Raw genomic sequence first — 24,882 nt, 5'->3', positions numbered from 1 at the left:
TATTCCCCTTTTGTTCTCGCTATGGAATCGCCATGGCCAAACCGAAAAAACGCTATGTCTGCCAGTCCTGCGGGGCCGTTGCGTCCAAATGGCAGGGCCAGTGCGCGGACTGCGGGGAATGGAATACGCTGGTCGAGGATGCAGGCGGCGTGGTGACACCGTTCCAGGCCAAACATAACCTGCAATCGGGCGGGAAAGCCGTCGATCTCGTCGGCCTCGACGCCGATATCGCGCTGCCGGAGCGGATCACGACCGGCATTGCCGAACTCGATCGCGCGCTCGGCGGGGGGCTGGTCGAAGGCTCCGCAACTTTGCTCGGCGGCGATCCGGGTATCGGCAAATCGACGCTGCTCCTCCAGGCAAGCGCGATTATTGCCAAACGGGGCCATGACGTCACCTATATTTCGGGCGAGGAAGCGGCGGATCAGATCCGGCTGCGCGCCCGGCGGCTGGGGCTTGGCGAAGCGCCGATGAAGCTCGCCGCAGCCACATCGGTGCGCGATATCCTGACAACGCTTGGCGAGGGCGGTGCGAAGCCGCCGGCGCTGCTCGTGATCGATTCGATCCAGACCATGCACAGCGACCTGATCGAAGGCGCGCCGGGCACGGTGAGCCAGGTGCGCGCCTCGGCGCAGGAGCTGATCCGTTTCGCCAAGGAGCGCGGCACGGCCATGGTGCTGGTCGGGCATGTCACCAAGGACGGTGCGATCGCGGGCCCGCGCGTGCTCGAACATATGGTCGATACGGTGCTGAGCTTCGAAGGCGAGCGCAGCCATCAATATCGCATCCTGCGCGCGATCAAGAACCGGTTCGGCGGCACCGACGAGATCGGCGTCTTCGCGATGGCCGAGCAGGGGCTTGAAGAGGTCGCCAATCCCTCCTCGCTGTTCCTGACCAACCGGCAGGACGATGTCAGCGGCGCGGTCGTCTTCCCGGCACTTGAAGGGACACGGCCGGTGCTGGTCGAGATACAGGCCTTGGTCGTGCGGCTGGCGAGCGGGGCGACGCCGCGCCGCGCCGTCGTCGGATGGGATTCGGGGCGGCTGGCGATGATCCTCGCCGTGTTGGAGGCGCGCTGTGGTCTGAGTTTTGCGACATCGGAAGTCTATCTGAACGTCGCCGGCGGCTATCGCGTTGCCGATCCGGCCGCTGATCTCGCGGTGGCGGCGGCGCTGATTTCGGCGTTGGCCGAGCGGCCGGTCGATGCCGATACGGTCGCGTTCGGCGAGATATCTCTGTCGGGCGAGGTGCGGACGGTCGCCCATGCCGGATTGCGGCTGCGCGAGGCCTCCAAGCTCGGTTTTGCCAAGGCGCTTCTGCCGTCGGCCGTCGATAGCCGGGAGAGCGGCACGGCGCTCAACGGCTTCTCCACACTTCGCGCGCTGGTTGACCATCTGTTGGACCGCGCCTAGCGGACGACATCATGACCGCGCTTGATGCGATTGTTCTGATTCTGGCCGGCGGCGGCGCGATCCGCGGCTTTATGCGCGGTTTCACCTTCGAAGTGATGACGCTGCTTTCCTGGCTGATCGCCGTGATTGCGCTCCGGCTCTTCCATGGCGATGCGACAATCCTGTTCGAGGCGCTGACCGGCCCCGGCGGCGCGGCGCCGATCCTGGCCTTCGCGCTCGTGTTCGGCGGTTTCTTTTTCGGCAGTCGTTTCATCGGCCGCAAGCTCGGCATCGGCGTGCGTGAATCGATCATCGGTCCGTTCGATCGGCTGCTCGGGATCGGGTTCGGCGCGATCAAGGGGCTTATCGCAATCACATTGCTGTTCCTGCTCGCCAATCTGGCCGTGGACATCGTCTATGGCGGCCGGGCTGATCGCCCGGCATGGATGGAAGATTCCGCAACTTATCCGCTCCTCAACGCCAGCAGCCGCGCGATCGTCGATTTCGTCGAGATGCGTCAGGACACGGGCGAAGAGGCCGAGTAGCGCACCGCTTACTGGCAATTGCCGGCGAAGCAGCTACATCGGGCCTATGTCCGCCGCGCTCTACAATGCCGAAATCCTGAGGCTCGCGACCGAGATCCCGCATCAGGCGCGGCTCGATGCGCCCCATGCCAGCGTTGAGAAACGCTCGCCGGTCTGTGGCAGCCGGGTGATCGTCGATGTGTGCGTGGATAGCGAGGGCCGGATCGCCGCGCTGGGTCAAGAGGTGCGCGCTTGCGCGCTCGGTCAGGCGTCGGCGGCGTTGATGGCGCGCCATGCTTTGGGTCGCAGCGCCATCGAACTTGCCGCGGCGCGCGATGCGCTGACCGCCTATCTCGCCGGCGAGCGCGACGATCCCGGTGATTGGCCGGGGCTTGATATTTTGGCGCCCGCACTGCCGCACAAGGCGCGTCACGCCTCGATCCGGCTCGCCTTTGAGGCTGTCGCGGATGCCGCCGCTCAGGCCCGGATCGCCGCCTGATGGCCGGGGAAAGCGCGGAGGAGCATGGCGGCGGTCACGGCCTGACCGGTGAATTGCTGCTCGACGGGTTTATCCTGCTCGGCGCGGCGCTCGCCTTCGTTTTGCTGTTTCGCCGGATCGGCCTCGGCGCGGTTCTTGGCTATCTGATCGCCGGCATCGTCGTCGGTCCGTTCGGGCTTGGGCTCATAGAGAGCGGCGAATCGATATTGGCCGTCGCCGAAATCGGCATCGTGTTGCTGCTGTTTCTTGTCGGGCTGGAACTCGCGCCGGCCCGGCTCTGGCGCTTGCGCCGCGACATTTTCGGGCTCGGCCTGTTGCAGGTCGTGGTGAGTGGCGTCGCGATTACCGGGCTGGTGCTGGCAGGCACGAGCTTTACGGTTGCCGCGGCGATCGCGATCGGCATGGCGCTGGCGCTCTCCTCGACCGCACAGGTGTTGCCGCTGCTCCAGTCAGAGGGACGGCTCAACACGCCGCTCGGCGAGCGCGCCTTTTCCGTACTGCTCTTTCAGGATCTGTCCATCGTTCCCTTGCTGACGCTCGTTGCCGTGCTTTCGCGCGCGCCGGCCGATCCGGGCGCGCCGCCGGGCTGGCTGCTCGCAATCTATGCCGTCGTCGCGATTGTTGGGCTGGTCGCCGCGGGACGCTTCGTGCTCAGCCCCTTGCTCAACCTGGTCGGCCGGTTTGCCGAGCGCGAGCTGTTCATCGTCACAGGCCTGTTCACGGTATTCGCCGCTGCCGCCTTGATGGACGCGCTGGGCCTGTCCATGGCGCTCGGGGCTTTCGTCGCGGGCGTGATGCTCGCCAACTCGCCCTATCGGCATGAGCTCGAAGCCGATGTCGATCCGTTTCGCTCGATCCTGCTCGGCCTGTTCTTCCTTGCGGTCGGCATGATGCTCGATGTTGGCGTTGTGCTTGCCGAACCGCTCTTCGTGATCGGTATGGCCGCAGCGCTGGTGGCGACCAAGGTAGCTGTCATCTTCGGGCTGGCGATGCTGTTCGGGGTCAAAGCGCGGGCCGCCTTCGTCATGGGCCTGCTGCTCAGTCAGGGCGGCGAATTCGCCTTTGTCCTCTTTGCCGAAGCGGAGCGCGCGCTGCTCGTGACCGAAACCGCGACCAGCCTGTTCGGCGCGGTAGTCACCCTGTCCATGGCGACGACGCCGTTCCTGATGGCGCTGGCGAAGCGCTTTGGCGGCGTGAAGGCATCAACCCGCGACGATCTGGATGGTCCTGATGCCGCGCCGCCGGCTGGCGCGATAGTTGTCGGCCATGGCCGTTTCGGTCAGACGGTCTCGCAGATGCTGATGGGCGCGAACATCCCGGTCACGCTCATCGACTCCAAACCCGACCAGATTGATCTCTCGGGCGAATTCGGGCGCAAAGTCTATTATGGCGACGGGCTACGCGTCGATCTGCTGCGCGAGGCGGGCGGGGACGAAGCGCGCGCTATCCTGTTTTGCAACGATGGCACGGGACTCGACGAGGAGCGGCTCGAAGCGATCCGCATGGCCTTCCCCAAGACGAAGATCCTCGGCCGCGCATTCGACCGCCGCCATCTGCTCGCGATGGGCGAGGGCGAGCTGGACGGCGCGTTCCGGGAAGTTCTGGAGTCGGCGATCGCCATGGCGCGCAAGGCGATGGAGCTGGTCGATCTCGACGAGACTTTGATCGATCGGGTCGAGGAGGAATTTCGCAAGCGCGATTGCGACCGGCTGGCGATGCAGCGCGAGGAAGGCGATATGCATGCGGGCGCGGAGATGAGCTTCGGCGGCCCGGAATCGCTGGACTTCGATGGGGCCGAGCCGCGTTAAGCAGGGCCTGGTTGCTGAGTGCCAAGTAACGTCATTGCGAGCGGAGCGAAGCAATCCAGAGCTGCAAAAGATGTCGCTTGCAGCTCTGGATTGCCGCGTCGGCCCGAACCGAGTTCGGACCTCCTGGCAATGACGTTTCGGCTAATCACATTCGGCGCTAGTCGACCTCGTCCAGAAACGCCGCCACATCGCTTAGATCGACATCGCGCGCCAGAAACGTCTCGCCAATGCCGCGCGCGAGCAGGAAGGGCAGGGTGCCGCCCTCCATCTTCTTGTCGTGCATCATATGGGCGGTGAGCGTTGCGCCGTCGGTCTGCACGCCCGCTGCGGCGAGTCCGTTTGGCAGTCCGGCGTCGGAGAAATGCGCGGCGACGCGTTCGGCGTCCGCCGCGCTGCACAGGTCGCGCCGTGCGGAATAGGCGAAGGCGAGGCAGATGCCGGCCGCCACGGCTTCGCCATGCAGCAGTGCATCGGAAAAACCCGTTTCGGCCTCCAGCGCATGGCCGAAGGTATGGCCGAGATTGAGCAATGCCCGGCGGCCGCTGCGTTCGGTTTCGTCCTCGGCGACGATCCGTGCCTTGGCGGTCACGCTGCGGCGGATGGCTTCAGTCTGCGCAGCGCGGTCTCCGGCGAGCAGGTCCGCGCCATGCGCCTCGCACCATGCGAAGAAATCCGCATCGTCGATCAGGCCATATTTCACGACCTCGGCATAGCCGGCCCGCAATTCGCGTGGCGGCAGCGTATCGAGGACGGAGGGGTCGATGAGTACGAAGCCCGGCTGGTGGAACGCGCCGATCAGATTCTTGCCCGCGCGGCTGTTAATCGCCGTCTTGCCACCGACCGAACTGTCGACCTGGGCGAGCAGGGTGGTCGGGATCTGCACAAAGCCGCAGCCGCGCTTGACGATTGCCGCGGCAAAGCCCGTGAGATCGCCGATCACGCCGCCGCCCAGCGCGACAATATGATCACCGCGCTCGACACCCAGTGCAAGGAGCTGATCCGTGAGCGTTTCGAGCTGTATCCAATTCTTCGTCGCTTCGCCCGGTGGCAGGATGATGGGATGCAGTGTGACGCCCGCCGCCCCCGCCGTCTCGGTAAGCCGGGGTAGCTGGAGCTTCGCCACATTCTCGTCGGTAACGACGATCATCCGGTCGCGGCCGGCATAATCCGCAAGGCTGTCCATCGCCGTGTCGAGCAGCCCATCGGCAATCGCGATTGCATAGCTGCGCGCTCCGAGCGCGACGGTGACTCGATTGTTAGCACCAGCATTCATTGGGCGAGCGCCTCCATGATCCGGTCGACCGTATCCTCATGCGCGCCTTCGCCGCTCTGCACATGGATGGGGGCCTGGGCGTAATATTGGTTGCGCTTCGCCGCGAGTTCGCTGAGCACCATCTTCGGATCGGTATCGCGCACGAGCGGGCGCGTATCGCGCCGCGACACCCGTTCGGCCAGCACGTCGATATCGGCATCCAGCCAGATCGCCATCGCGTCCTTGAGGATCAGCGAGCGGGTTTCGTCATTGACGAACGCACCGCCACCCGTCGCGATGACCTTGACCGAGCCGTCGATCAGCCGCGCGATCACGCGACGCTCGCCATCGCGGAAATAGTCCTCGCCGTAATTTTCGAAAAGTTCGCCGACCTGCATGCCGGCGGCGGCCTCGATCTCGTCGTCCGAGTCGACAAAAGGCAGGCCGAGCCGGTTTGCGAGCCGCCGGCCGATCGTCGATTTGCCCACACCCATCAACCCGACCAGCACTATCGGCTTGTCGATAGGGGTTTTTCCGGCCGTCACCGGGGTTTTTCGGGATGGGGTAGGCGTCATGGGAATAGCGGTATAAACAGACGCCCGGTCGCAGCAAAAGCTCAAAAAGAGCTGGTCTTAACGAGGTAACTGTCGAATATGTCGCGTTCGCTACTGCTTTTTCTCGTGTTTATAGTGGGTTTGGCGATTTTCATCTATTATCTCTCCACCATCGACACCGAGGTCGAAACGCAGACGATCGAAGAGCCCGTGGCCGATGAAGTATTGGAAAACTAAGTCTCTGATAGCTTTGGGAATCGGGGCCAGTGCCTATGCGCTGATCGTCCCCGCATTCGGGCAGGACGCGCCGGAATCGTTGCTGCCGGAAGGATTCGGCGACCCCGTGCCGGCCGCGCCGCCGCCGCCACCTCCGCCGCCGGCGGCTCCCGCTCCCGCCGCGCCGACAGCGCCGTCCGCCGCGCCATCTCCGTCCCCGGCCGCGCCGCGCGCGAGCAGCGATATCGTCGTTGGAGACGAAGAGGGATTTGACGAGTTCGACATTGGCGATATCGATCTCGGTTTCGAAACTATCCCGACCGAATATGAGCTGCCGGCCCAGGCGCGGCGCTCGCTGGCGGAGATAGGCCCGCTGACGCCGGATATTGGCGGCTATGGCGAAGACGCCTTTGCGGGGGCCGATGGCCGCTACATTTCGCGCCTGATGCGCGAGCTGGATGCGCCGGGGCCGTCGCGCTGGCTGCATATCAGCTTGCGGCGTGCGCTGCTGAGCCGGGTGCCGACGCCCGAGGGCGTCGTCGCGCCGGATTGGGTCGCCGAACGCGCCTGGCTGCTCTTGCGCATGGGCGAAGTCGATGGCGCGCAGATGCTGGCCCAGCGCGTCGACAGCGATCGTCATACGCCCAAACTCTATGCGGTCGCGATGCAGACCAATCTCGCTAGCGGTGACCTTGCCGGTTTCTGCCCTTTGGTCACGGGCGCGCGACAGACCGCGGAATCCCCGGCCTGGGTGATGGCGGACGCGATTTGCGCAGGGCTTGCCGGGGAAAGCGCGCGGGCGACGGCCCAGATGGCCAGTATTCGCAACGCCGAACTCACCAACGGTTTCGACATGTTGCTCGGCGACCGCGCGGTGAATGCCGGCGGCAGCGCCCGGGCCGTCCCTGTCGAGTGGGAGGGCGTGGAGCGGCTTAACGCCTGGCGCTTCGGTGTCTCGCACGCCACCGGCGTCGAGATACCGGATGAGCTGTACGAAAATTCAGGGCGGCAAGTGCAAGCCTGGCGTGCGCGCTCGCCCACCGTCGATCTGGCCGACCGGATCGCGCCCGCGCGGACGGCGGCGGTGATCGGCGTGCTGTCCAACCAGGCGCTCGTGTCGATGTATAGCGCCTTGCTGGCCGAGCTCGATCCGTCGGCCATTCCGGGATCGACGACCGACATTCTGCGCACCGCCTATGTCGAGGCGGACCCGGGCGAGCGGATCGCGGCGATGGAGACATTGTGGACCGAGGGCGATAGCGCAGACGGCCGCTATGCCGGGCAGATTCTTACAGCCCGCGCCGCGGCCCGTATCCAGCCCAATGCCGATCTCGTCGATTCCGCGGACGGGTTGATCGCGGCGATGATGACGGCCGGGCTCGACATTCAGGCGGCGCGCTGGTCGGCGCTGGTCGACGATGCCGACAATGATCAGGCTTGGGCCCTGCTGGCCGTCGGTGCGCCCCGGCCCGTGGTCGATATCGATTACGGGCGGCTCGACGACTATGCCGATAATGCCGGCGCGGACGGCCGCCATCGCGCGCGCCTGTTGGCTGCGGCTCTGGCGGGTCTTGGCCGTCTCGATGCGGGCGATATTCAGCAGGCAGATGGGGCGTTCGATCTCCGCCTCGACCGAGAGAATATCTGGACCCGGCAGCTTGAGCGGGTCGCGCGCGGCCGACGGGTCGGGCTCGTCGCGCTGATTTCGGCGATCGGCATGCAGGCCGATAGCTGGGCTGGCATCCCGCCCAATCATCTTTACCATATCGTGCGCGCCTATCGCCTGGCGGGCCGCGAACCCGAAGCCCGGATGATCGCCGCGGAGGCGGTCACGCGCGCCTGATCGCGTGGCCGAACCGCGCCCCGCTCCAGCGCCCGGAGAGGATGCGCTGCTGATCGCGCGCTTTCTCGAAATGCTCGCCGCCGAAGCCGGGGCCTCGCGCAACACATTAACCGCCTACGAGACCGATTTGCGCGGATCGTCGGTGACATTGGAGGGCGAGCTGGCGAGCGCGGGGCGGGCGGAACTCGAAACGCTTGGCGAAAGCTGGCGCGATCTGGCGCGCGCCACTGTGGCCCGTAAATCCGCAGCGTTACGGCGCTTTTTCGGCTTTCTCGCCGATGAGGGGCTGCGCGCGGATGACCCCTCCGCCGCTCTGCCGCGGCCGGGTTCGGCGCGCAGCCTGCCCAAATCGCTGAGCCATGCCGATATCGAACGGATTTTCGAAACGCTCGACCGGGATGTCGCGACGGACAAGCCGCTGGCCTTGCGCATGGCGGCTTTGGTCGAGCTGCTCTACGGATCGGGTATGCGCGCCAGTGAGCTTGTGGCGCTGCCGCGATCCTCGGTTCGCCCGGAATCCCCATTTCTGATACTGCGCGGGAAGGGCGGACGCGAGCGGCTTGTGCCGATTTCGGACCGGGCGCAGGCGGCCGTTGCGCGCTGGCGCGAGCATGTGCCGTCCGACAGCCGCTGGCTCTTCCCCTCGCGCACCAGCCATCTGAGCCGCATTCGCCTCTATCAGCTCGTCAAGGAACTTGCCGCCAAGGCCGGCGTCCCACCTGATCGCGTGAGCCCCCATGTGCTGCGCCATGCCTTTGCCACGCATCTGCTCGAAGGGGGCGCGGACTTGCGGACACTGCAGACCTTGCTCGGCCATGCCGATATCGCGACGACGCAGATTTATACCCATGTCGAGAGCGCGCGGCTCGTCGCGCTCGTCAATGCGCGCCATCCTCTCGTTGACGCGCCCTCTCGGGAGGCTTAACCGCGCGGCTATGCAGCATTTTCTCGACTTCGAAAAACCTATCGCCGATCTGCAGGCCCAGCTCGCCGAGTTGCGCGACATGGCGAATTCCGGCGATCTCAATATCGATACGGAGATCAAGCGGCTCGAGAAAAAGTCGGAAAAGATGCTGCGCGAGACCTATGAGCGTTTGACGCCCTGGCAGAAGACGCAGGTCGCCCGCCATCCGGACCGGCCGCATTTCAAAGATTATGTCGCTGGTTTCGTGGAGGATTTCATGCCGCTCGCCGGCGACCGCGCCTTTTCGGACGATCTGGCGATCATGGGCGGTTTCGGCCGCATCCACGGCCATCGCGTGCTCGTCATGGGTCATGAAAAGGGTGACGATACCGAGAGCCGGCTGCGGCACAATTTCGGGATGGCCAAGCCCGAGGGCTATCGCAAGGCGATCCGGCTGATGAAACTCGCCGACCGGTTCGGCCTGCCGGTCGTCACCCTGGTCGATACGCCCGGCGCTTTCCCGGGCATTCAGGCCGAGGAGCGTGCTCAGGCCGAAGCGATCGCGCGCTCGACCCAGGCGTGTCTGCAATTGAATGTTCCCATTATCGCGGCAATCGTTGGCGAAGGTGGGTCGGGCGGCGCGATCGCGCTCTCCAGCGCAAACTCGGTGCTGATGTTCGAACACGCCATCTATTCGGTGATTTCGCCCGAAGGCTGCGCCTCAATCCTGTGGCGCACTGCAGACAAGGCGGCCGATGCCGCCGAAGCGATGCGGATCAGCGCCAGCGAACTGAAAAAACTTGGCGTGATCGACAAGGTGATCGGCGAGCCGGTCGGCGGCGCGCATCGCCAGCCGGAGGTCGCGATCGAAGCGCTCGGCAAGGCGCTGGCTGACGAGTTGAGGAAATTATCGGGTGTACCGGCTGAAAAATTGCGTCTCGCCCGCCGCGCCAAATTCCTCGATATGGGAAAATAAGCGGCGGCAGATAGTTGCGGAACGAAATCGCCTGCGACACGGTTATACCGGCATGGACAAGCAGTGGAGGCGAATCGTGAAGCTCAGACTGGCATTTCTGATTTCGACGGCCGCGCTGGCCGGCAGCTGCGCGGGGCTCCCGTTCCCGGGCTCGGGGCCCGGCCCCGGCGATGCGATTACCGAGCGCGAACGCCAGCAGGGCGCGCAAGTCCATGCCCAATTGCTCCAGCAGTTCGGCGATTCCTATTCCGGGCCGCAATCGGCCTATGTCGTGCGGGTCGGCCGGAATATCGCCTTACAGTCCGGGCTTTCCAACGCACAAACCGATTTTACGGTGACGCTCCTCAATTCCCCCGTGCACAATGCCTTCGCAGTGCCCGGCGGCTATATCTATATCACGCGCAACCTGGTCGGGCTGATGAACAGCGAGGCCGAACTGGCCTCGGTGCTGGGGCACGAAGTCGCGCATGTTGCCCTGCGTCATTCGGCCGCCCGCCAGTCGCGCAATACGATTGGCCAGATTCTCGCCGTCGGGCTCGGTATCCTGACCGGATCGGGTGAGATCACAAATCTCGCCGGACAGGCGGCGCAGCTCTACACGCTCAGCTACTCACGCGAACAGGAATATGAAGCCGACCAGGTCGGAGTCCGCTATCTGAGCGGTGCCGGCTACGACCCCTATGCGTCCGCGTCGATCCTCGCCTCGCTTGCCGCACAGACGAATCTCCAGGCCTCGATCCAGGGGCGCAATGCACGCGCGCTGCCGGAATGGGCGAGCACCCACCCCAATACCGCCGAACGCGTCTCGCGGGCGCGCACTCTCGCAGCCCAATATGCTCCACGGCCCGGAACCGGCATCACCAACAGCGATACGTTTCTGAACGCCATCGACGGCATGCTCTATGGCGAGGATCCGGCGCAGGGCATAATCGAAGGCAACACCTTCCGGCACCCGGATCTGCGCCTGCAATTCACCGTACCGCGGGGTTACACCATGCAGAACGGCACGAGTGCGGTTGTCGTCACCGGCCCCAACGGTCAGGCGCAGTTCGGCGGCGGCCAGTCTTCGGCCAGCCTGGAAGCCTATCTTGGCCAGGTCTTCCGTCAGCTCGGCGGCAATAATCAGCGGATCAATTATGGCAATATACGCTCTGGCACGATCAATGGCTTGCCGAGCGCGCAGGCCAGCGCCCGGGTCAACAGCGGCTCGAACCAGGTCGATGTCACCGTCACCGCCTATGATTTCGGCGGCAACCGCAAATATCATTTCCTCACGGTCACGCGGGCCGGGCAGGGCATCGGGCCGTTCGTATCGATGCTGGGATCGGTCTCGCGGCTCTCGGCCAGCGAAGCCGCGGAGATCCGGCCGCGCGTGATCGATGTCGTCACGGTGCAGCGCGGCGATACGATCAGCGGCCTCGCTTCGCGCATGGCCTATAGCAATTATCGGGAAGAACGGTTCCGGGTGCTCAACGCGCTGGGCTCCGGCGACACGTTGCGCGCCGGGCAGCGGGTCAAGCTCGTCGTCTACGGCCGCCGTTAGGCGCATGTAACGCGGACAAAAGAAAACGGGCGGCGAATTGCTTCGCCGCCCGTCTCCTTTTTACGATGAAGCGGAGTTTACTCCATTTCATCCGATACGTTGTTGAACGTATTGCCGAGCGTGTTACCCAGCGTGCTCATCGCGGTGATGGCAGCAACAGCGATCAGAGCAGCGATCAGGCCATATTCAATAGCCGTGGCGCCCTTGCTGTCTTTCAGCATCTTACGGAAATTTTTCATTTCTGGTCTCCTTAGGTTCCAAATGCAGGTTTCCAAATACCCCGCCAGTCCAACTTGTTCGAACCGACTGAAGGGGTTTTAGGCGGCAGGTCTTGCGAAACCCTTAAAGTCGGCACTTTTCGTGCAATTAACCTTTGCGAGCGGCGCAAAACCCTGTTTCTCGACGGATCAGGAGCTTTCCGACACATTGTCCGACACATTGTTCCACATGCCGGTCGTCGAATTGGCGACATTCGTCAGCGCGGCGAGCATCGCGAGCACGACCAAAGATATGATCAGCCCATACTCAACCGCGGTGGCGCCGCGTTCATCAGATACAATTCTGCCAAGCCATTTTTTCATGGCGTCATACCCCGTTTTTCCATACCCGCTGTGAGGCATCGCATGCCCGGTTTAAGAAAGTGATAACAACTCACATGAATCCCAGCTTTCTCAACGTTGCCGCAGCCGCTTTGGTCGATCGGGATGGCCGCATTCTCGTCCAGAAACGGCCCGAGGGGAGGCCGATGGCCGGGCTGTGGGAGTTTCCGGGCGGGAAATGCGAACCCGGCGAAACACCAGAGACCGCGCTGATCCGCGAACTGAAGGAGGAGCTCGGCGTCGAAACCGAGCAATCCTGCCTTGCGCCGGCCTGTTTTGCGAGTGAGCCGCTCGGCGATAAGCATCTGTTATTGCTCATATATGTCTGCCGCAAATGGACCGGGATACCGCAGCCGAAAGAGGCACCCGAACTCAAATGGGTCTATCCGCACGAGCTGCACGGGCTCGATATGCCACCGGCGGACAAGCCATTGATCGGCCTGCTGGAGGCGCTGCTTTAGAGCATGATGCTATCAGGCTGAAAACCGTCATTGCGAGCGCAGCGAAGCAATCCAGAGCAGCTAGCGGCAGCGTCTGCGGCTCTGGATTGCTTCGTCGCTTTGCTCCTCGCAATGACGATTCTATCAAATCACCGACCCGCTAGCCGCGCTTTTTAAGGACATTGGCCAGCGAAGCGGTGCCGCTGCCCCGCGCGGCGGGCTTGGGTTGATCGGGCGCTGGCGCCCAACCTGTCAGATAGACGATTTCGAAGGTTTCGGCCGTCTTGCCCTCACTTTGCTGTGCTTCGAAAACGGCATGGGCGGCTGCGAGCGCCATGCGCGTGGGTGGCGGTCCGCGTAACAGGCTCGAACTTGCCGAGCCGCGTAGATCGGACACCAGACGCATTAATCCCGGATAGCGCACGGTCAGCGTCTCGCCATCGGCCACCTGCAGTGCGAATCCGGCTCGCCCGAGCAGATCGCCGGCCGCCCGGATATCGATCTGCGGATGGATGCGCGGCGCGCTGATATCGCCAGTGAGATCGCCCTCCATCATTGCCCGGCGCAGCATAGGCAGGCTGCCCGAGCCCAGAAACGCGCCGAGAAACAGGCCGTCGGGCTTCAACGATCGCCGAATCAGCGCGAGCGCGCCGGGCAGATCGTTGACCGTGTCGAGCGTGCCTGCCGAGAGGACGAGATCGAAGCTCGCATCGGCGAAGGGCAGGCGGTCTTCATCGCACTGAACGCCGCCCGCGCCCCGGGCGAGCCGATAGCCGGGATCGGCGGTGACGGTATCGATCCCCATCGCCGAGAGTCTTTCGGGCAATTCCTCGCCCGCATAACCGAGGATCAGCGCACGCGAAAAATCCCGCTGGACCATCGCCAGCCGCTCGAGCAATTCCGCCGCCATGTGCGCTTGCAGAAAGGCATGCTCCGCCCAGCGCGCCGCCGCGCGATCCCGGCGCACGCGGCGCAGCGCGCGGTCGAAGGGCGTATCGGCGGGCGCGGAATCCATGGCGGGGCTTGTGCCCGGCCGCACAGTGCGGGACAAGATGGTCATGGCGGCCCCTTCGCACCTTCTGCCCGAGATGGTCACCCGAATTGCCAAACCCGTGCTCGATTTCGCGCTGCCGACGCGTTGCCCGTCCTGCGGTGTGATCGTCGATGGCGCGGATCGCTTCTGTATCGATTGCTGGAGCCAGCTCGAGCATCTGGACCAGGGCTGCCATCAGTGCGGCGTTCCGCTGGCGACGCCGGCCGGCGATGGTGTGATCTGCGGCGCGTGCCTCGCCGACCCGCCACCTTTTGATACGATGCGGGCAGCGGTCCGCTATGGCGATGTCGAGCGAACGATTGCCCTGCGGCTCAAATATGGCGGGCGGATCGGGCTGGCCAGGCTCATAGCCGGATCGATGCAGCGACATATGGACGAGTTGGAGCATGCGCCGATCGTGCCCGTGCCACTGCATCGCGGCCGGCTCTGGCGGCGCGGGTTCAACCAGTCGGCGCTGATCGCCCGGGCGCTGGCCGGAGAAGACCGGGGCAGGCTGCATCTCAATGCGCTGGAGCGGACACGCGCGACGCCCTATTTACGAGCGATGGGGGCGAAAGAGCGGGCAAAAACGGTGCGCGGTGCCTTTGCCGTCAATCCCCGGCATCGCGACGCGCTGGACGGCAAAGCCGTGGTTTTGGTCGACGATGTCTATACGAGCGGGGCGACCGCATCGGCCTGTGCGAAGGCGTTGAAAAAGGCGGGCGCGGCTGAAGTGCACGTCCGCTGCTGGGCGCGGGTCTGCACGGCGGAAGAGGCCGACTATTGACGCGTACCGCCGCACTCCACACATTGCGGACATGGCGAAGGTCGAAATCTATACGAAATTTCTTTGCGGCTACTGCGCGCGCGCGAAGAATTTGCTCGCGTCGAAAGGCGTCGAGTTTGAGGAAACCGACATCACCATGAACGCGGCCAAGCGCGACGAGATGCTCGGCCGCAGCAATGGCGCGCGCACCGTGCCACAGATTTTCATCGACGACCGGCATATCGGCGGGTCGGACGATCTCGCCGCGCTCGACGCGGCCGGGGAGCTGGACCCGCTGCTCGCGGGCTAAGGGTCAGAACCTATCAATCACACCGGCGTGGTTTGAGGCGAAATGGCCCAGTGCAAGGAAGAAAGGCGTAGGAATATGTCGATATTTCAAGACTTTTTGACGCCGCAATGGGCCATTTCGGTCAAATCCCGTAGGGACGTCCAAATGGCTTTCATCTCGAACCGAAGAACGCTTGCAAAGGCATTAAGCCTTCGCGGCGCGTCCTTCGGCCCGATATGTTCGCCATTTGGACGCCACGCCGGTGTGATTGATAGGTTCTGACCCTTATATGCGTATCGCGCTCCTTCAGATGAATGGCGGGATCGATCCCGACGCGAACGCTGCAACGCTGGTGGACGGTATCGCCGAGGCCAAGGCGGGCGGCGCGGCCATGCTGTTCACGCCCGAAATGAGCGGGCTGCTCGACCAGAAGCGCAAGCGCGCCGCGGCGCATCTCGCAACCGAGAGCGACGACATGGTGCTCGCGGCCGTTCGCGAGGCGGCGGCGGAGCAGGGCATCTGGATGCATCTCGGTTCGCTGGCCCTGCGCGCGGATAACGACCCGGCCCGCCTCGTCAATCGCGGCTTTGTGATCGACGATACCGGCGCAATCCGCGCGCGCTATGACAAGATCCATCTGTTCGATGTCGATCTCGATACCGGCGAGAGCTGGCGCGAATCCTCCACCTATGATGCGGGCGAACGGGCCGTGATCGCCGATACGCCGCTCGGGCCACTCGGCCTCTCGGTGTGTTACGATCTGCGCTTCGCCGATCTCTATCGCGCGCTGAGCGACGGCGGGGCGACCATGCTCGCCATCCCCGCCGCCTTCACCGTGCCGACGGGAAAAGCGCACTGGCATGTGCTGATGCGCGCCCGCGCCATCGAGTCCGCGGGCTTCGTGATCGCCGCCGCGCAATATGGGCATCACGAGGATGGCCGCGATACGTTCGGCCATAGCCTCGTCGTCGATCCCTGGGGCGAGATAGTGCTCGACATGGGCGAGGGGACGGGCGTCGGCTTTGCCGAGATCGACCTGGCTCTCCTCGACGAGGTTCGCAAGCGTATCCCGGTCCTTCGCCACCGCCGCGCCTTTGCCGTGCCGGAGCCTGCGGTATGATCGTGTTCGACCTGCAATGCGGCGACAACCATGTCTTCGAAGCCTGGTTCGGCTCGAGCGCGGACTATGAGGAGCAGCGCGAGAAAGGGCTGGTCAGTTGCCCGATCTGCGGTTCGGGCGATATCTCCAAAGCGCTGATGGCCCCGGCGGTCGGCACGAAGGGTAATCGCAAAAAGGACGGTTCCGGCGTGGCAGGGGACAAAGCCGTTTCCGTCTCTAACACGAACCCCGACCCGGCGCAGATGAAGGCCGTGCTGGAAAGTCTCGCCAAAGAGCAGGCCAAGGCGCTCGAAAATTCAGATTATGTCGGCGACAAGTTCGCGGACGAGGCGCGCGCCATGCATGATGGCGAAATCGACGAACGCCCGATCCACGGCCAGACGACGATCGAGGACGCCAAATCCCTGGTCGAAGACGGCGTGCCAGTCGCTCCGCTCCCCTTACCTGTCCGGCCGCCCAAAAGCGACAATTGACCCGCTGGCGGGGCAGGCCTAACAGCGCCTCGGAAGCGCCCGTAGCTCAGTCGGATAGAGCATCGGATTCCTAATCCGGGGGCCACAGGTTCGAATCCTGTCGGGCGCACCAGAGTTTCGTCCCAAAGTCCCTCGCTGCGCTCGGTATACTTTGGGCCGGAGCGGTCTCTCTCGCCATGCCGGTTTTACCAAGGAAAGCTGTTCATGTCCTGTCGGTCGCGGATAGTGTAGGCCGGTGGAGCGAGAGACTATTGGGGGGTAAATGGCATGAAATATCTGGTTCTGGCGGCGGCTGCTTCCATCATCTCCAGCACGGCGCATGCGCAGATAGCGGATATTGCGGTCGAGATCGTCGATCATTTTCCGGATACCCAGATCAGGATCGTCGATCATTTCGAAGACGAACGCTGGCAGGTGGTCGGCACATGCTCCTCGTCGCCCGATATGGCAGTCCAGATTGTCGAGCATTTCGAGGATCTGAAGGTCCGGATCGTCGAGCATTTTCCCGACAGGATCGTCTGCATCACCCGGGCCGATGGCCTGGATGCCGGGACCCGTAGCCTGCTGAATTTGAACGATTGACGCGTCGCGATATCGCCTGCGGCTCTGGATTGCCGCAGTCCTGCGGCCCTCGCAATGACGATGCTACTGTCCTACACATAACCAAATAGGTTATTCCGGTCGCATGACTGAGAAAACCGAATCCGTATCCGCCCTTCAACCCGTCGATAACGCGTCCGCGGCGCCGCCCGAGCTTCCAACCCCCGATTACGCGACCGACGCCGAGACCCAGGCCTTTTGGGATGGCGTCACCCATGGCGTCCGCTCGGCCGGCGGGGTGTCGCCCGAGGATGAGGCGAAGCTCAGGTGGCGGACGGACGGGTGGACGCCGGAGCGGCAGCGGGCGTTCGTCGTTATGCTTTCGCCGACGGGTTCGGTGAAGGCGGCCGCGGACGAGGTCGGGCTGTCGCGCGAATCCGCCTATCATCTGCGCCGCAAGCCCGAGGGGCGGCTTTTCGCAAGGCTTTGGGATGCGGCGCGTCTGATCGCGCGGGACCGGCTGGCCGACGAGGCGATGGAGCGGGCGATGAACGGCACGACCGAAACGATCGTCTATCATGGCGAGGAGACGGGCCACCGGCTGCGCCATGACAATCGCCATCTGCAATGGACGCTGTCGCGGCTCGACCGCGAACTTTCGCGTTTCGAGGAGACCATGGCGCCGGCGCGGCGCGCGGCCTCGGCCTTCGATGCGCTGGCCGATGCGCTGGGCGCGGGGCCGGAAGATGCAGAGGCGATGCTGGCCATAGTCGACGAACCCATGGATCACAGGGAGCTCGTTGCGGCGCTCGATGAAAAAGCCTTGATCGCGCAGTTCGACAAGGCGCGCGAGCTGCTGCGCATCGCACGCACCGACCCGGCCGATATCCACATTTCCGATCTCGATCCGGAGCAGAGCGAGAGCTGGACAGACCTCGACTGGGCCCGCGCCGAGCGCTCCAGGCAGTTTCAGATTATCGACGAACGCGACGAGGCGGATCGGCGGTGAGGAGAGGCGTGGTGCGCGTATCGCTGAAATTTGCGCCATGGGGTGTGTGAAGCGGTGTGAAGTTATGGGCGTTTGTTTGTCAGAATTTTTCCTCGGCGGAAAAATCGCGGCACCGGCCCGCTCCCCCTCCCGACCTCCCATTAAGTGTACCCTGTGGGAGGTCGGGAGGGGGAGCGGGCCGGTGCGGCGCTCGACCGACAGGTCGAGTCTGACAAATCACGCCGCCAGCGCGCAGCCTTCGAGTGTGATCCGATGCATCAGGCGGCGTTCGCCCTGATAATCGTTGAGCGCATAATGCCAGGTCGCCCGATTGTCCCAGAAGGCGATCGAACCGGGCTTCCACTCGAAGCGGGTGACGAATTCGTCTTGCATCGCATGCCCGTAAAGCGGGCCGAGCAGCGCGAGGCTGGCTTCGGGAGTCCAGCCCTTGATCCGCAGCGTGAAGGCCGGGTTCACATACAGTATTTTCTTGCCCGAGAGCGGGTGGGTGATGACGACCGGGTGGACGACATCGTCGAGCGCATCGGCGGCATCGGCATTGTGCAGCCGCTCGCCGACATCGCCGCTATCCTTATAGGCCGATTCGCCGCCGAAAATATGCTTGCTCGAATGCACGGCCTCGAGCCCGTCGAGCTTGGCCTTGGTCTCCGCGTCCAGAGCGTCATAGGCGGCAGCCATATCGGCGAACATCGTGTCGCCGCCTGCAGGCGGCAGCTCGCGCGCGACGAGAATGGAGCCCATGGCGGGTTCCTGATCATAGCTATGATCGGTGTGCCAGCCGCCGCCGATATTGGTCTTCTGATCGGGCTCTTTGCGGACCTCCGCGATCTCAGGATAGCCATCGACGGGCGTGAAGAAGCGGTTGACGTTGATATCGCCCCAGCGCTCGGCAAAGGCGATATGCTGTTCCGGGGTGATCGTCTGATCGCGGAAGAAAATGAGGCCGTGATCGGCAAAGGCCTGACGGATCGTGGCGAAATCTTCATCGCTGAGCGGCTGCGACAGGTCGACATTGCCGATCTCGGCGCCGGGGCCGGTGCAGGGGGTGACGGTGATTGCGGTCATGGCATCCTCCTTTGCCACTGTACGTTCGGCCAGCTTTACGTTCGCGTCAAGAGTACCTAGCTCTGGTATGAAAGCGCTATTTCTGGGAAAAGAGACATTATGAGCGATTATGATCCATTGGTGGACGGCGATATCGTCGAGGCGCCGGGCAAGATTCCCGTGCCGGACGATGTGCAGGACGCGATCCGCACATTGATTCGCTGGGCCGGCGACGATCCGGAGCGCGAGGGGCTGATCGATACGCCCAAGCGCGTGGCGCGGGCCTGGCGCGAATATTGCCAGGGTTATGAGGAAGATCCGGCCACGCATCTCGCGCGCACCTTCGAGGAAGTGGGCGGCTATGACGAGCTTGTGCTGTTGAAAGACATTCCGTTTCAATCGCATTGCGAACATCATATGGCGCCGATCATCGGCAAGGCGTCGATTGCCTATATGCCAACGAACCGCGTCGTCGGGATTTCGAAGCTGGCGCGGGTGTTGAACGGCTTCGCACGGCGGCTGCAGGTGCAGGAACGGCTGACCGCAGAGGTTGCCAAGTGCATCTGGGATAATCTCGAGCCGCATGGCGTCGCTGTTGTCATCGAGGCCAGCCATAGCTGCATGACGGCGCGGGGCGTGCGCACGCCAGGCGTTGGAATGACCACAAGTCGGTTGCTCGGATGCTTTCTTGACGACGACAGAAGCCGTAAGGAAGTCCTCTCATTGATGGGCTACTAGGGAAGCGAACGAACATATGAGGCGAGTGTTGCGTATCTCCGGCAGGAGCTGGGTCGTCATGGCCGGCGCCTTGGCGTTGGCGGCCTGTGGTGACGGCCAGCTCAGCGAAACCGAAGTCACGACCAATGGTGTGACGGATGAGGGTGTCGAGGACGAACAGCCGCTGCTGACACCCGTCGATGCGCCGCCTGAAGAACCCCAGGAGCCAGTGCTCGCGCCGATCTCCTACGCCATTATCGAGGCCGAACTGGAGCCGGGCGCAGGCTGCAGCGTCGTCGAGGATGGCAAAGCGCTGCTCGTCGCCGTCGAAGGCGATGCGATCGCGCTGCCGAACGGCACGATGCGCCATTTCGAGTTCGGCGGCGAGGCCGATACGCTATGGGATGGCGGCACCTTCACCGCTGGCGCGATCGCGATCGAAGTGACGCCGGAAGAGGGCGACGGTGAGATGGTCGAAACGGTCAATGTGAAACCGGCGACGGTCGTAGTGCGCGAAGAGGGCCAGGAGGGCGAAACCGAAATGCGCGCCGAATGGCATTGCGGGGCTTAAAGGGAGCTTAGCACTCGCCCCAGCGGCGGAAGAGGTTTTGCTGAACCGTCTGTATACGCGTGAAATTGTCGGCGGACATGTTCGCGCCTTCGAGCGCCGCGACGTCGTTGAGTTCGTGGAGAATTTCGCGCTTGGCCGGATCGGCGACCTGGCTCTCGATAAAGGTGATGCCGACGATCCGCTCGCCCTTCGTCACCTCTTCGACCTCATGCAGGGTCGTTGACGGATAGACGATTGCCGAGCCGAGTTCGCCCTTGAAGCGCATATGGCCGTCCGCCTGCTTCACGTGCAGCGAGCCGCCTTCATAGGTGCTCGGATCGGCGAGAAAGATGGTGCAGCTGACATCGGAGCGCACCGGGCCGTCGACCGATTGCATGAAGGCCATGTCGGGATGGAGCCCGTAATGCATGCCCTTCTCGTAGCGCGTGATCAGCGGCGGGGCGATCTTGCGCGGAAAGGCAAAGTTGCGGAACTCCTCGTTGCGCACAAGGGCGTTCGACATGATGGTCGAGGATCGCTCATAGGCCTTCTCGTCGTTGAGATGCAGATTGTTCTTTACCAGCGAATGCGGATTGCTGATCTTGCCGTCGACAAAGGTGGCGGTTTCGATGATCTCGCGCAGTTCCTTGATATCCTGCCCGTTGAGCAGGCCGTAAATCATCTTGAACATTCTTACGTCTCCGTATCTCGACTCGCATGCCGCGCCATCATCGCGGCAATTGGCGGATGTCGGTCCGCCGCGTCATTGAGCCAGGTCAAGGCCTCGGCGATGCCGTCCGCATGCGTCGCGCGCGCCTCGGCAAGCAGCGATTCCCGCATGTCGCGACTATAGCCATGTTCGGGCGCCTTGGAATATTGCGTCATGATCGGGCCGCCGGTTAGCGACGTTATCGTCGGCTTGTCAGCGGCGATGCCGAAGAACGCGGCCGTTTCGGCGAGACGATCCACGGGATTTCCGAGAAAGTCGTCGAAATCGAGCCAATGGATATGACCATTAGGCGTGGCCGTTGCGGCCGCGTCCATCGCCATCATCTCGCTCAACCAGCTCATGGCCGCGCGGGTAGCTTCGGGCAGCTCCCAGAGCCGCCAGCTCTCGCTGCCCAACCGCACGTGCAACCTGCGCAATCGCTGCGAGGCGAGCATGGCGAGTTCTTGCCGGGAGTTATCGCCGGCAAGGATCGTTTCGATATAGCGCTGCGGCGATACGCGCAGCATCAGCGCCTTGAGATCGGGGCCAATCAACTGCTCGGCAATCTCGCTGACGAAACTGCTGGCCTTGATCTGCGCACGGTCGTTCGGCGCGAAGGTGCGGGATAGCCAGCCGATCACCGTTTCAAGGCGTGCATCGAAAACTTCCGGGGACCAGACTGCATGCGGCTGTCCATAATCCGCTGCGAGATCGGCGAAGTTGCGCAGGATCTGCGGTTCGCGCAGCGCAAAGACGCCATCCAGTTCGCCCAGCAGCCGTGCGATCAGCGTCGAGCCGACATGGCCGATATGGAAGATGAAGTGCGCATCGCGCCGCGTCGCCTGATCGGCAGCTCCCAATTCGCTCCAACTCGCCCATTGGGCCTGGCTTTGCTGGGTGAGCATGCGCTGATCGAGAAAGCTCGCCGTGCGATACGCCTCTTCGCTCATTCGGACGAGCAGGACCCGGTCCGTGGCGGCATCCATCTGTTGCGGAAACCAGCCGGGACCCTGTGCGAATGCCTGGGCCAAGGGGGAGAGGGGAGGGCCGTCGTTCATTACGCCGCTACCCCTAAAAAAGAAGCGGGCGCGGCGCCAGTCCGGAAGACTATTGCGCCGCGCCCGCCTCGATACTCGCGTCTCGCGAAGACTTACGCCTTGTCTTCGCTCTCTTCGCCTTCTGGTGCCGCTTCGGCATCGGCCGTTGCTTCGGCTTCCGCGTCAGTTTCCGCGCCGTCCTCGTCAGAGGCTTCCGCGTCTTCATCGCTGGCTTCGTCAGCCGCGTCCGCGGCCGCCTCTTCGGCGTCCGCTTCGGTTTCGGCTTCTTCTTCCGCACCGATTTCGGCAGCAGCGATCTCGGCCTGTTCCTTCTCGAACATCTCGGCGATGACGTCGATGCCCTCGGCCTGACGCTCTGCCTCTTCGGGCGAGCGGGCCACATTGACCTTGATCGTCGCTTCGACCTCGGCGTGCAGAACGATCGTCACCTCGTGCATGCCGATCTCCTTGATCGGCCGTTCGAGGATGACCTGCTTCTTGGTGATCGCTTCGCCGCGTTCTTCGAGATCGGCGACGATATCGCGTACCGAAACCGAGCCATAGAGCTGGCCGGTCTGCGAGGCCTGACGGATCAGTTCGATCGTCATGCCGTCGATCTTCTCGCCTTCCGTTGCGGCGGCCGCGCGGCGCTCTTCGTTCTCTTTTTCGAGGCGTTCGCGATTGGCTTCGAAGATTTCCTTGTTCGCCTTGTTGGCGCGCAGGGCCTTCTTGTTCGGCAGCAGGAAGTTGCGCGCATAACCGTCTTTCACGGTCACGACATCGCCGATGGTGCCGAGATTGCCGACGCGTTCGAGCAGAATGATATCCATGTGTCCGCTCCTATTTCACGATGTAGGGCAAGAGGCCGATATGCCGGGCGCGTTTGATCGCCTTGGCCAGCTCGCGCTGCTTCTTCGCCGAAACGGCGGTGATGCGGGACGGGACGATCTTGCCGCGCTCGGAGAGGAACCCCTGCAGCAGCTTGACGTCCTTGTAATCGATGACCGGCGCGTCGTTGCCCGAAAAGGGGCAGCTCTTGCGGCGGCGGAAAAATGGGCGTGCCATGATCTGTGTCTCCTTGTCGCCGGTCTAGTCGTCGTCGCGGCTGCGCCGCTTCGAATCGCGCTCATTCTTGCGCATCATGATCGACGGGCCTTCTTCATGCTCGTCGACGCGGATCGTCATATAGCGGATGACGTCTTCGTTGATGCGCGTCTGGCGTTCGAGTTCCTCGACGACAGTGCCCGGAGCATCGACATGGAGCATCACATAATGCGCCTTGCGATTCTTCTGGATCGGGTAGGCGAGGGACTTGAGACCCCAGGTCTCGGTCCGCGTGACCTTGCCGTCATTGGCTTCGATGATTTTGGTTGCTTCCTCGGCAAGACCGTCCACCTGGGCCTGAGCCAGGTCCTGACGCGCGAGGAAGACATGCTCGTAAAGAGCCATGCTTCATTTTACCTTTCTGGCCGATCGCTGACGCCGCACCATGCAAACGCCCCTCCGGCTTTCTTCAAAAATCAGGGGCAAGACGCTTAGCGTCTCACCCCGGAAGCGCGCCATTTAGGGGTTTTGCGCACCAATGGCAAGCCTCACGCCTTGGCCGGTCGCCACAAGGGACCGACCGCAATCAGCAGCACAATCACATTGAACAATGCGTTGATCGCATTGCCGGATGCTATCGATCCGGCGCTGTCGAGGACGAACCAGGCGAGCAGGCCTGTCAGCACCACTTTGCGTACAGCTTCAGGTGCGGCGTCGTACACGGTGCCCGACAGGCACCAAATCATCACGCCCCAACCGAACAGGAATCCGCCCGTCAACGCCGAGAGAAAGCGCGTATCGCCGGACGCGAAGGTTTGCGCACCGTCGACTGGCCAGGCCAGCAGGTCGAGGCTCCAGCGCGCCGGTTCCAAGGTCGCTTCCATTGTACCGAGAAAGAAGACCGGGCCGAACGAGCCGACGACGATGGCCGTGACCTTGAGCCAGAATTTGTGAAAGTCCTGCGTCATGCCTCTTCTCCGATCCGCTGCACTGCGCGTAGTTCGGACATCGCTGCGCCAAAACCAATTACCCAGCAGGTAATGAAATTGCGCGCGCCGACCGGAGTTTCGCCAAATATGGCGATGACAGCAGGGCCCATTTGGCGCTAAGACAGGGCGAAATAGTGAGGAGATTGGCAATGGCGACGGCAGTGAAGGAAACGGCAACGGCTCTGGAAGTGGAACAGGGCTTCAACATCCCCGATCCGACCGAGATCGACCGGCTCGAGGGCAAGGTATCGGATATCGAATGGAAGCTGCGCTGCGATCTGGCGGCCACCTATCGGCTGTGCGCCGTCTATGGCTGGACCGATCTCGTCTTCACGCACATTTCCGTCCGCCTGCCGGATGAGGATGGCGAAGAGCGCTTCCTGATCAATCCCTATGGCGTGATGTTCGACGAAATGACGGCCTCATCGCTTGTGAAGATCGGCCTGGACGGCAATCCCAAAGAGGAAACGCCATATTTCGTGAACGCCGCCGGGTTCACTATCCACAGCGCCGTGCACAGCGCGCGCGAGGATGCGGGCTGCGTCATCCATGTGCATACGCCCTATGGCGTGGCCGTCTCGGTGCAGAAGGAGGGGCTGCGGCGCTACACCCAATTCTCGATGCAGGTTTACGACGATCTCGCCTATCACGATTATGAAGGCATCGCGCTCGATCTCGACGAACGCGAGCGGCTGATCGCGGATATCGGCGAGAAGAATCTGCTCATGCTGCGCAACCATGGGACGCTGACCATCGGCGAGAATTGTCCGATCGCGTTCCTGCGCATGTATCTGCTCGAAAACAGCTGCAAGACGCAGATCCTGGCGCAGTCGATCGGCGGGACGGAGCATCTGCACGAGGAAAGCGAAGACATGGCGCATCGTGTGTTCCAGCAGGCAGCGCCGGCCTTCACCAAAGGACTCGGCGACAATCTCATCTGGCCGGGGCTGATCCGGAAGCTGAACCGCACCAACCCCGGTTTCGATTATTGAGGCCAAGCCGGACGGCACGCT

The 24,882-nt window shown here is 63.3% G+C and carries 31 protein-coding genes and 1 tRNA gene; 20 read left to right on the top strand and 12 right to left on the bottom strand.

Features of this window, described 5'->3' with window-relative positions; all coding sequences use genetic code 11:
* Positions 1–32: 32 nt before the first annotated feature.
* From radA to Q0974_RS08765, 4 genes are read left to right on the top strand one after another with little or no spacing between them, the layout of a single operon-like run.
* Positions 33–1,412: a DNA repair protein RadA gene (radA, locus tag Q0974_RS08780; protein ID WP_299326625.1), complete on the top strand. Its 1,380-nt coding sequence runs from the start codon at positions 33–35 to the stop codon at positions 1,410–1,412.
* A gap of 11 nt (positions 1,413–1,423) precedes the next feature.
* Entirely contained in the window at positions 1,424–1,936 is a 513-nt protein-coding gene (locus Q0974_RS08775; protein ID WP_299326622.1) for a CvpA family protein, read from the top strand.
* Positions 1,937–1,982: 46 nt separating this feature from the next.
* The gene (locus Q0974_RS08770; protein WP_299326619.1) at positions 1,983–2,414 is read left to right on the top strand and encodes an iron-sulfur cluster assembly scaffold protein; all 432 of its coding nucleotides are present in this window, start codon (positions 1,983–1,985) and stop codon (positions 2,412–2,414) included.
* Entirely contained in the window at positions 2,414–4,222 is a 1,809-nt protein-coding gene (locus Q0974_RS08765; RefSeq protein ID WP_299326616.1) for a monovalent cation:proton antiporter-2 (CPA2) family protein, read from the top strand. The genes Q0974_RS08770 and Q0974_RS08765 overlap by 1 nt, the downstream gene beginning before the upstream one ends.
* 157 nt (positions 4,223–4,379) lie before the next feature.
* Here Q0974_RS08765 and aroB read toward each other — a convergent pair whose 3' ends face one another.
* Both aroB and Q0974_RS08755 read right to left on the bottom strand, forming a co-directional pair.
* Positions 4,380–5,495 (bottom strand): 3-dehydroquinate synthase, encoded by a 1,116-nt coding sequence (gene aroB / locus Q0974_RS08760; protein ID WP_299326613.1) that lies wholly within the window; start codon positions 5,493–5,495, stop codon positions 4,380–4,382.
* A complete protein-coding gene (locus tag Q0974_RS08755) occupies positions 5,492–6,019 on the bottom strand; it encodes a shikimate kinase (RefSeq protein ID WP_299326610.1) in 528 nt (175 codons plus the stop codon). Before Q0974_RS08755 ends, aroB begins: the two co-directional genes overlap by 4 nt.
* A 108-nt stretch (positions 6,020–6,127) precedes the next feature.
* Between Q0974_RS08755 and Q0974_RS08750 the strand changes: the two genes are divergently transcribed.
* The 5 genes from Q0974_RS08750 to Q0974_RS08730 all read left to right on the top strand — a co-directional run bounded on the left by Q0974_RS08750 (position 6,128) and on the right by Q0974_RS08730 (position 11,510).
* A complete protein-coding gene (locus Q0974_RS08750; protein ID WP_299326607.1) occupies positions 6,128–6,265 on the top strand; it encodes a hypothetical protein in 138 nt (45 codons plus the stop codon).
* Positions 6,246–8,087, top strand: coding sequence for a hypothetical protein (locus Q0974_RS08745; protein WP_299326604.1), 1,842 nt, complete (start codon positions 6,246–6,248; stop codon positions 8,085–8,087). Before Q0974_RS08750 ends, Q0974_RS08745 begins: the two co-directional genes overlap by 20 nt.
* A 4-nt stretch (positions 8,088–8,091) precedes the next feature.
* A complete protein-coding gene (locus Q0974_RS08740) occupies positions 8,092–9,012 on the top strand; it encodes a tyrosine recombinase (protein WP_299326602.1) in 921 nt (306 codons plus the stop codon).
* A 10-nt stretch (positions 9,013–9,022) separates the two neighbouring features.
* Positions 9,023–9,967, top strand: coding sequence for an acetyl-CoA carboxylase carboxyltransferase subunit alpha (locus Q0974_RS08735; protein WP_299326600.1), 945 nt, complete (start codon positions 9,023–9,025; stop codon positions 9,965–9,967).
* 76 nt (positions 9,968–10,043) lie between these two features.
* Positions 10,044–11,510, top strand: a complete 1,467-nt coding sequence (locus Q0974_RS08730) for a M48 family metalloprotease (protein WP_299326598.1) — start codon at positions 10,044–10,046, stop codon at positions 11,508–11,510.
* Between the two features lie 77 nt (positions 11,511–11,587).
* On the opposite strand, the gene Q0974_RS08725 is transcribed toward Q0974_RS08730, so the two are convergent.
* On the bottom strand, positions 11,588–11,749 hold the full coding sequence (locus Q0974_RS08725) for a Flp family type IVb pilin (RefSeq protein WP_299326596.1): 162 nt from the start codon (positions 11,747–11,749) through the stop codon (positions 11,588–11,590).
* 168 nt (positions 11,750–11,917) lie between these two features.
* Complete coding sequence (locus Q0974_RS08720; RefSeq protein ID WP_299326593.1) at positions 11,918–12,091, bottom strand: Flp family type IVb pilin; 174 nt, start codon at positions 12,089–12,091, stop codon at positions 11,918–11,920.
* A 74-nt stretch (positions 12,092–12,165) separates the two neighbouring features.
* Between Q0974_RS08720 and Q0974_RS08715 the strand changes: the two genes are divergently transcribed.
* A complete protein-coding gene (locus Q0974_RS08715) occupies positions 12,166–12,570 on the top strand; it encodes a (deoxy)nucleoside triphosphate pyrophosphohydrolase (protein WP_299326590.1) in 405 nt (134 codons plus the stop codon).
* Between the two features lie 139 nt (positions 12,571–12,709).
* Here Q0974_RS08715 and Q0974_RS08710 read toward each other — a convergent pair whose 3' ends face one another.
* Positions 12,710–13,564: a methyltransferase domain-containing protein gene (locus Q0974_RS08710; protein ID WP_299326861.1), complete on the bottom strand. Its 855-nt coding sequence runs from the start codon at positions 13,562–13,564 to the stop codon at positions 12,710–12,712.
* A 43-nt stretch (positions 13,565–13,607) separates the two neighbouring features.
* Here Q0974_RS08710 and Q0974_RS08705 point away from each other — a divergent pair, with 43 nt between their 5' ends.
* From Q0974_RS08705 to Q0974_RS08675, 7 genes are all read left to right on the top strand, one after another.
* Entirely contained in the window at positions 13,608–14,369 is a 762-nt protein-coding gene (locus Q0974_RS08705) for a ComF family protein (RefSeq protein WP_299326586.1), read from the top strand.
* A gap of 31 nt (positions 14,370–14,400) precedes the next feature.
* Positions 14,401–14,658 (top strand): glutaredoxin 3, encoded by a 258-nt coding sequence (gene grxC, locus Q0974_RS08700; RefSeq protein WP_299326583.1) that lies wholly within the window; start codon positions 14,401–14,403, stop codon positions 14,656–14,658.
* Positions 14,659–14,926: 268 nt separating this feature from the next.
* A complete protein-coding gene (locus Q0974_RS08695; RefSeq protein WP_299326580.1) occupies positions 14,927–15,757 on the top strand; it encodes a carbon-nitrogen hydrolase family protein in 831 nt (276 codons plus the stop codon).
* Positions 15,754–16,230, top strand: a complete 477-nt coding sequence (locus Q0974_RS08690; RefSeq protein ID WP_299326577.1) for a DUF1178 family protein — start codon at positions 15,754–15,756, stop codon at positions 16,228–16,230. Before Q0974_RS08695 ends, Q0974_RS08690 begins: the two co-directional genes overlap by 4 nt.
* 35 nt (positions 16,231–16,265) lie before the next feature.
* Positions 16,266–16,342: transfer RNA gene (locus Q0974_RS08685), tRNA-Arg, on the top strand.
* A gap of 155 nt (positions 16,343–16,497) precedes the next feature.
* Positions 16,498–16,812, top strand: a complete 315-nt coding sequence (locus Q0974_RS08680; RefSeq protein WP_299326574.1) for a hypothetical protein — start codon at positions 16,498–16,500, stop codon at positions 16,810–16,812.
* A gap of 103 nt (positions 16,813–16,915) precedes the next feature.
* A complete protein-coding gene (locus Q0974_RS08675) occupies positions 16,916–17,779 on the top strand; it encodes a hypothetical protein (RefSeq protein WP_299326571.1) in 864 nt (287 codons plus the stop codon).
* Positions 17,780–17,995: 216 nt separating this feature from the next.
* On the opposite strand, the gene Q0974_RS08670 is transcribed toward Q0974_RS08675, so the two are convergent.
* Positions 17,996–18,844: a TauD/TfdA family dioxygenase gene (locus tag Q0974_RS08670; RefSeq protein WP_299326568.1), complete on the bottom strand. Its 849-nt coding sequence runs from the start codon at positions 18,842–18,844 to the stop codon at positions 17,996–17,998.
* A gap of 99 nt (positions 18,845–18,943) precedes the next feature.
* Here Q0974_RS08670 and folE point away from each other — a divergent pair, with 99 nt between their 5' ends.
* Together folE and Q0974_RS08660 are read left to right on the top strand one after the other, a co-directional pair.
* Positions 18,944–19,561 (top strand): GTP cyclohydrolase I FolE, encoded by a 618-nt coding sequence (gene folE, locus Q0974_RS08665; RefSeq protein WP_299326565.1) that lies wholly within the window; start codon positions 18,944–18,946, stop codon positions 19,559–19,561.
* Positions 19,562–19,619: 58 nt separating this feature from the next.
* Positions 19,620–20,111, top strand: coding sequence for a hypothetical protein (locus Q0974_RS08660; protein WP_299326562.1), 492 nt, complete (start codon positions 19,620–19,622; stop codon positions 20,109–20,111).
* 7 nt (positions 20,112–20,118) lie between these two features.
* Here Q0974_RS08660 and Q0974_RS08655 read toward each other — a convergent pair whose 3' ends face one another.
* The 6 genes from Q0974_RS08655 to Q0974_RS08630 form a co-directional block, all read right to left on the bottom strand.
* Positions 20,119–20,781: a Fe2+-dependent dioxygenase gene (locus tag Q0974_RS08655; RefSeq protein ID WP_299326559.1), complete on the bottom strand. Its 663-nt coding sequence runs from the start codon at positions 20,779–20,781 to the stop codon at positions 20,119–20,121.
* 2 nt (positions 20,782–20,783) lie between these two features.
* Complete coding sequence (locus Q0974_RS08650; protein WP_299326556.1) at positions 20,784–21,857, bottom strand: hypothetical protein; 1,074 nt, start codon at positions 21,855–21,857, stop codon at positions 20,784–20,786.
* Positions 21,858–21,949: 92 nt separating this feature from the next.
* Entirely contained in the window at positions 21,950–22,666 is a 717-nt protein-coding gene (gene rplI, locus Q0974_RS08645) for a 50S ribosomal protein L9 (protein WP_299326553.1), read from the bottom strand.
* A gap of 10 nt (positions 22,667–22,676) precedes the next feature.
* The gene (gene rpsR / locus Q0974_RS08640; RefSeq protein WP_299326550.1) at positions 22,677–22,901 is read right to left on the bottom strand and encodes a 30S ribosomal protein S18; all 225 of its coding nucleotides are present in this window, start codon (positions 22,899–22,901) and stop codon (positions 22,677–22,679) included.
* A gap of 24 nt (positions 22,902–22,925) precedes the next feature.
* On the bottom strand, positions 22,926–23,285 hold the full coding sequence (rpsF, locus tag Q0974_RS08635; RefSeq protein ID WP_299326547.1) for a 30S ribosomal protein S6: 360 nt from the start codon (positions 23,283–23,285) through the stop codon (positions 22,926–22,928).
* A 143-nt stretch (positions 23,286–23,428) separates the two neighbouring features.
* Positions 23,429–23,848 carry a hypothetical protein gene (locus Q0974_RS08630; RefSeq protein WP_299326545.1) on the bottom strand — a complete coding sequence of 140 codons (420 nt, stop codon included), beginning with the start codon at positions 23,846–23,848 and terminating at the stop codon, positions 23,429–23,431.
* A 170-nt stretch (positions 23,849–24,018) separates the two neighbouring features.
* Between Q0974_RS08630 and Q0974_RS08625 the strand changes: the two genes are divergently transcribed.
* Entirely contained in the window at positions 24,019–24,861 is an 843-nt protein-coding gene (locus tag Q0974_RS08625; RefSeq protein WP_299326542.1) for a class II aldolase/adducin family protein, read from the top strand.
* The last annotated feature ends 21 nt before the right edge of the window (positions 24,862–24,882 follow it).

The sequence above is a fragment of the Parasphingopyxis sp. genome (assembly GCF_028279465.1).
Taxonomy (GTDB): domain Bacteria; phylum Pseudomonadota; class Alphaproteobacteria; order Sphingomonadales; family Sphingomonadaceae; genus Parasphingopyxis.
Note: the sequence above shows the minus strand (reverse complement) of the source record. Positions and strands in the feature narration are given on the sequence as shown.

What these genes read in the sequence shown, in the direction of transcription:
- radA (WP_299326625.1), top strand. Translation starts at nt 33, where the DNA reads ATGGCCAAACCGAAAAAACGCTATGTCTGCCAGTCCTGCGGGGCCGTT.
- Q0974_RS08775 (WP_299326622.1), top strand. Translation starts at nt 1,424, where the DNA reads ATGACCGCGCTTGATGCGATTGTTCTGATTCTGGCCGGCGGCGGCGCG.
- Q0974_RS08770 (WP_299326619.1), top strand. Translation starts at nt 1,983, where the DNA reads ATGTCCGCCGCGCTCTACAATGCCGAAATCCTGAGGCTCGCGACCGAG.
- Q0974_RS08765 (WP_299326616.1), top strand. Translation starts at nt 2,414, where the DNA reads ATGGCCGGGGAAAGCGCGGAGGAGCATGGCGGCGGTCACGGCCTGACC.
- aroB (WP_299326613.1), bottom strand. Translation starts at nt 5,495, where the DNA reads ATGAATGCTGGTGCTAACAATCGAGTCACCGTCGCGCTCGGAGCGCGC.
- Q0974_RS08750 (WP_299326607.1), top strand. Translation starts at nt 6,128, where the DNA reads ATGTCGCGTTCGCTACTGCTTTTTCTCGTGTTTATAGTGGGTTTGGCG.
- Q0974_RS08745 (WP_299326604.1), top strand. Translation starts at nt 6,246, where the DNA reads ATGAAGTATTGGAAAACTAAGTCTCTGATAGCTTTGGGAATCGGGGCC.
- Q0974_RS08735 (WP_299326600.1), top strand. Translation starts at nt 9,023, where the DNA reads ATGCAGCATTTTCTCGACTTCGAAAAACCTATCGCCGATCTGCAGGCC.
- Q0974_RS08725 (WP_299326596.1), bottom strand. Translation starts at nt 11,749, where the DNA reads ATGAAAAATTTCCGTAAGATGCTGAAAGACAGCAAGGGCGCCACGGCT.
- Q0974_RS08720 (WP_299326593.1), bottom strand. Translation starts at nt 12,091, where the DNA reads ATGAAAAAATGGCTTGGCAGAATTGTATCTGATGAACGCGGCGCCACC.
- Q0974_RS08715 (WP_299326590.1), top strand. Translation starts at nt 12,166, where the DNA reads ATGAATCCCAGCTTTCTCAACGTTGCCGCAGCCGCTTTGGTCGATCGG.
- Q0974_RS08710 (WP_299326861.1), bottom strand. Translation starts at nt 13,564, where the DNA reads ATGGATTCCGCGCCCGCCGATACGCCCTTCGACCGCGCGCTGCGCCGC.
- Q0974_RS08705 (WP_299326586.1), top strand. Translation starts at nt 13,608, where the DNA reads ATGGCGGCCCCTTCGCACCTTCTGCCCGAGATGGTCACCCGAATTGCC.
- grxC (WP_299326583.1), top strand. Translation starts at nt 14,401, where the DNA reads ATGGCGAAGGTCGAAATCTATACGAAATTTCTTTGCGGCTACTGCGCG.
- Q0974_RS08695 (WP_299326580.1), top strand. Translation starts at nt 14,927, where the DNA reads ATGCGTATCGCGCTCCTTCAGATGAATGGCGGGATCGATCCCGACGCG.
- Q0974_RS08690 (WP_299326577.1), top strand. Translation starts at nt 15,754, where the DNA reads ATGATCGTGTTCGACCTGCAATGCGGCGACAACCATGTCTTCGAAGCC.
- Q0974_RS08680 (WP_299326574.1), top strand. Translation starts at nt 16,498, where the DNA reads ATGAAATATCTGGTTCTGGCGGCGGCTGCTTCCATCATCTCCAGCACG.
- Q0974_RS08675 (WP_299326571.1), top strand. Translation starts at nt 16,916, where the DNA reads ATGACTGAGAAAACCGAATCCGTATCCGCCCTTCAACCCGTCGATAAC.
- Q0974_RS08670 (WP_299326568.1), bottom strand. Translation starts at nt 18,844, where the DNA reads ATGACCGCAATCACCGTCACCCCCTGCACCGGCCCCGGCGCCGAGATC.
- folE (WP_299326565.1), top strand. Translation starts at nt 18,944, where the DNA reads ATGAGCGATTATGATCCATTGGTGGACGGCGATATCGTCGAGGCGCCG.
- Q0974_RS08660 (WP_299326562.1), top strand. Translation starts at nt 19,620, where the DNA reads ATGGCCGGCGCCTTGGCGTTGGCGGCCTGTGGTGACGGCCAGCTCAGC.
- Q0974_RS08655 (WP_299326559.1), bottom strand. Translation starts at nt 20,781, where the DNA reads ATGTTCAAGATGATTTACGGCCTGCTCAACGGGCAGGATATCAAGGAA.
- Q0974_RS08650 (WP_299326556.1), bottom strand. Translation starts at nt 21,857, where the DNA reads ATGAACGACGGCCCTCCCCTCTCCCCCTTGGCCCAGGCATTCGCACAG.
- rplI (WP_299326553.1), bottom strand. Translation starts at nt 22,666, where the DNA reads ATGGATATCATTCTGCTCGAACGCGTCGGCAATCTCGGCACCATCGGC.
- rpsR (WP_299326550.1), bottom strand. Translation starts at nt 22,901, where the DNA reads ATGGCACGCCCATTTTTCCGCCGCCGCAAGAGCTGCCCCTTTTCGGGC.
- rpsF (WP_299326547.1), bottom strand. Translation starts at nt 23,285, where the DNA reads ATGGCTCTTTACGAGCATGTCTTCCTCGCGCGTCAGGACCTGGCTCAG.
- Q0974_RS08630 (WP_299326545.1), bottom strand. Translation starts at nt 23,848, where the DNA reads ATGACGCAGGACTTTCACAAATTCTGGCTCAAGGTCACGGCCATCGTC.
- Q0974_RS08625 (WP_299326542.1), top strand. Translation starts at nt 24,019, where the DNA reads ATGGCGACGGCAGTGAAGGAAACGGCAACGGCTCTGGAAGTGGAACAG.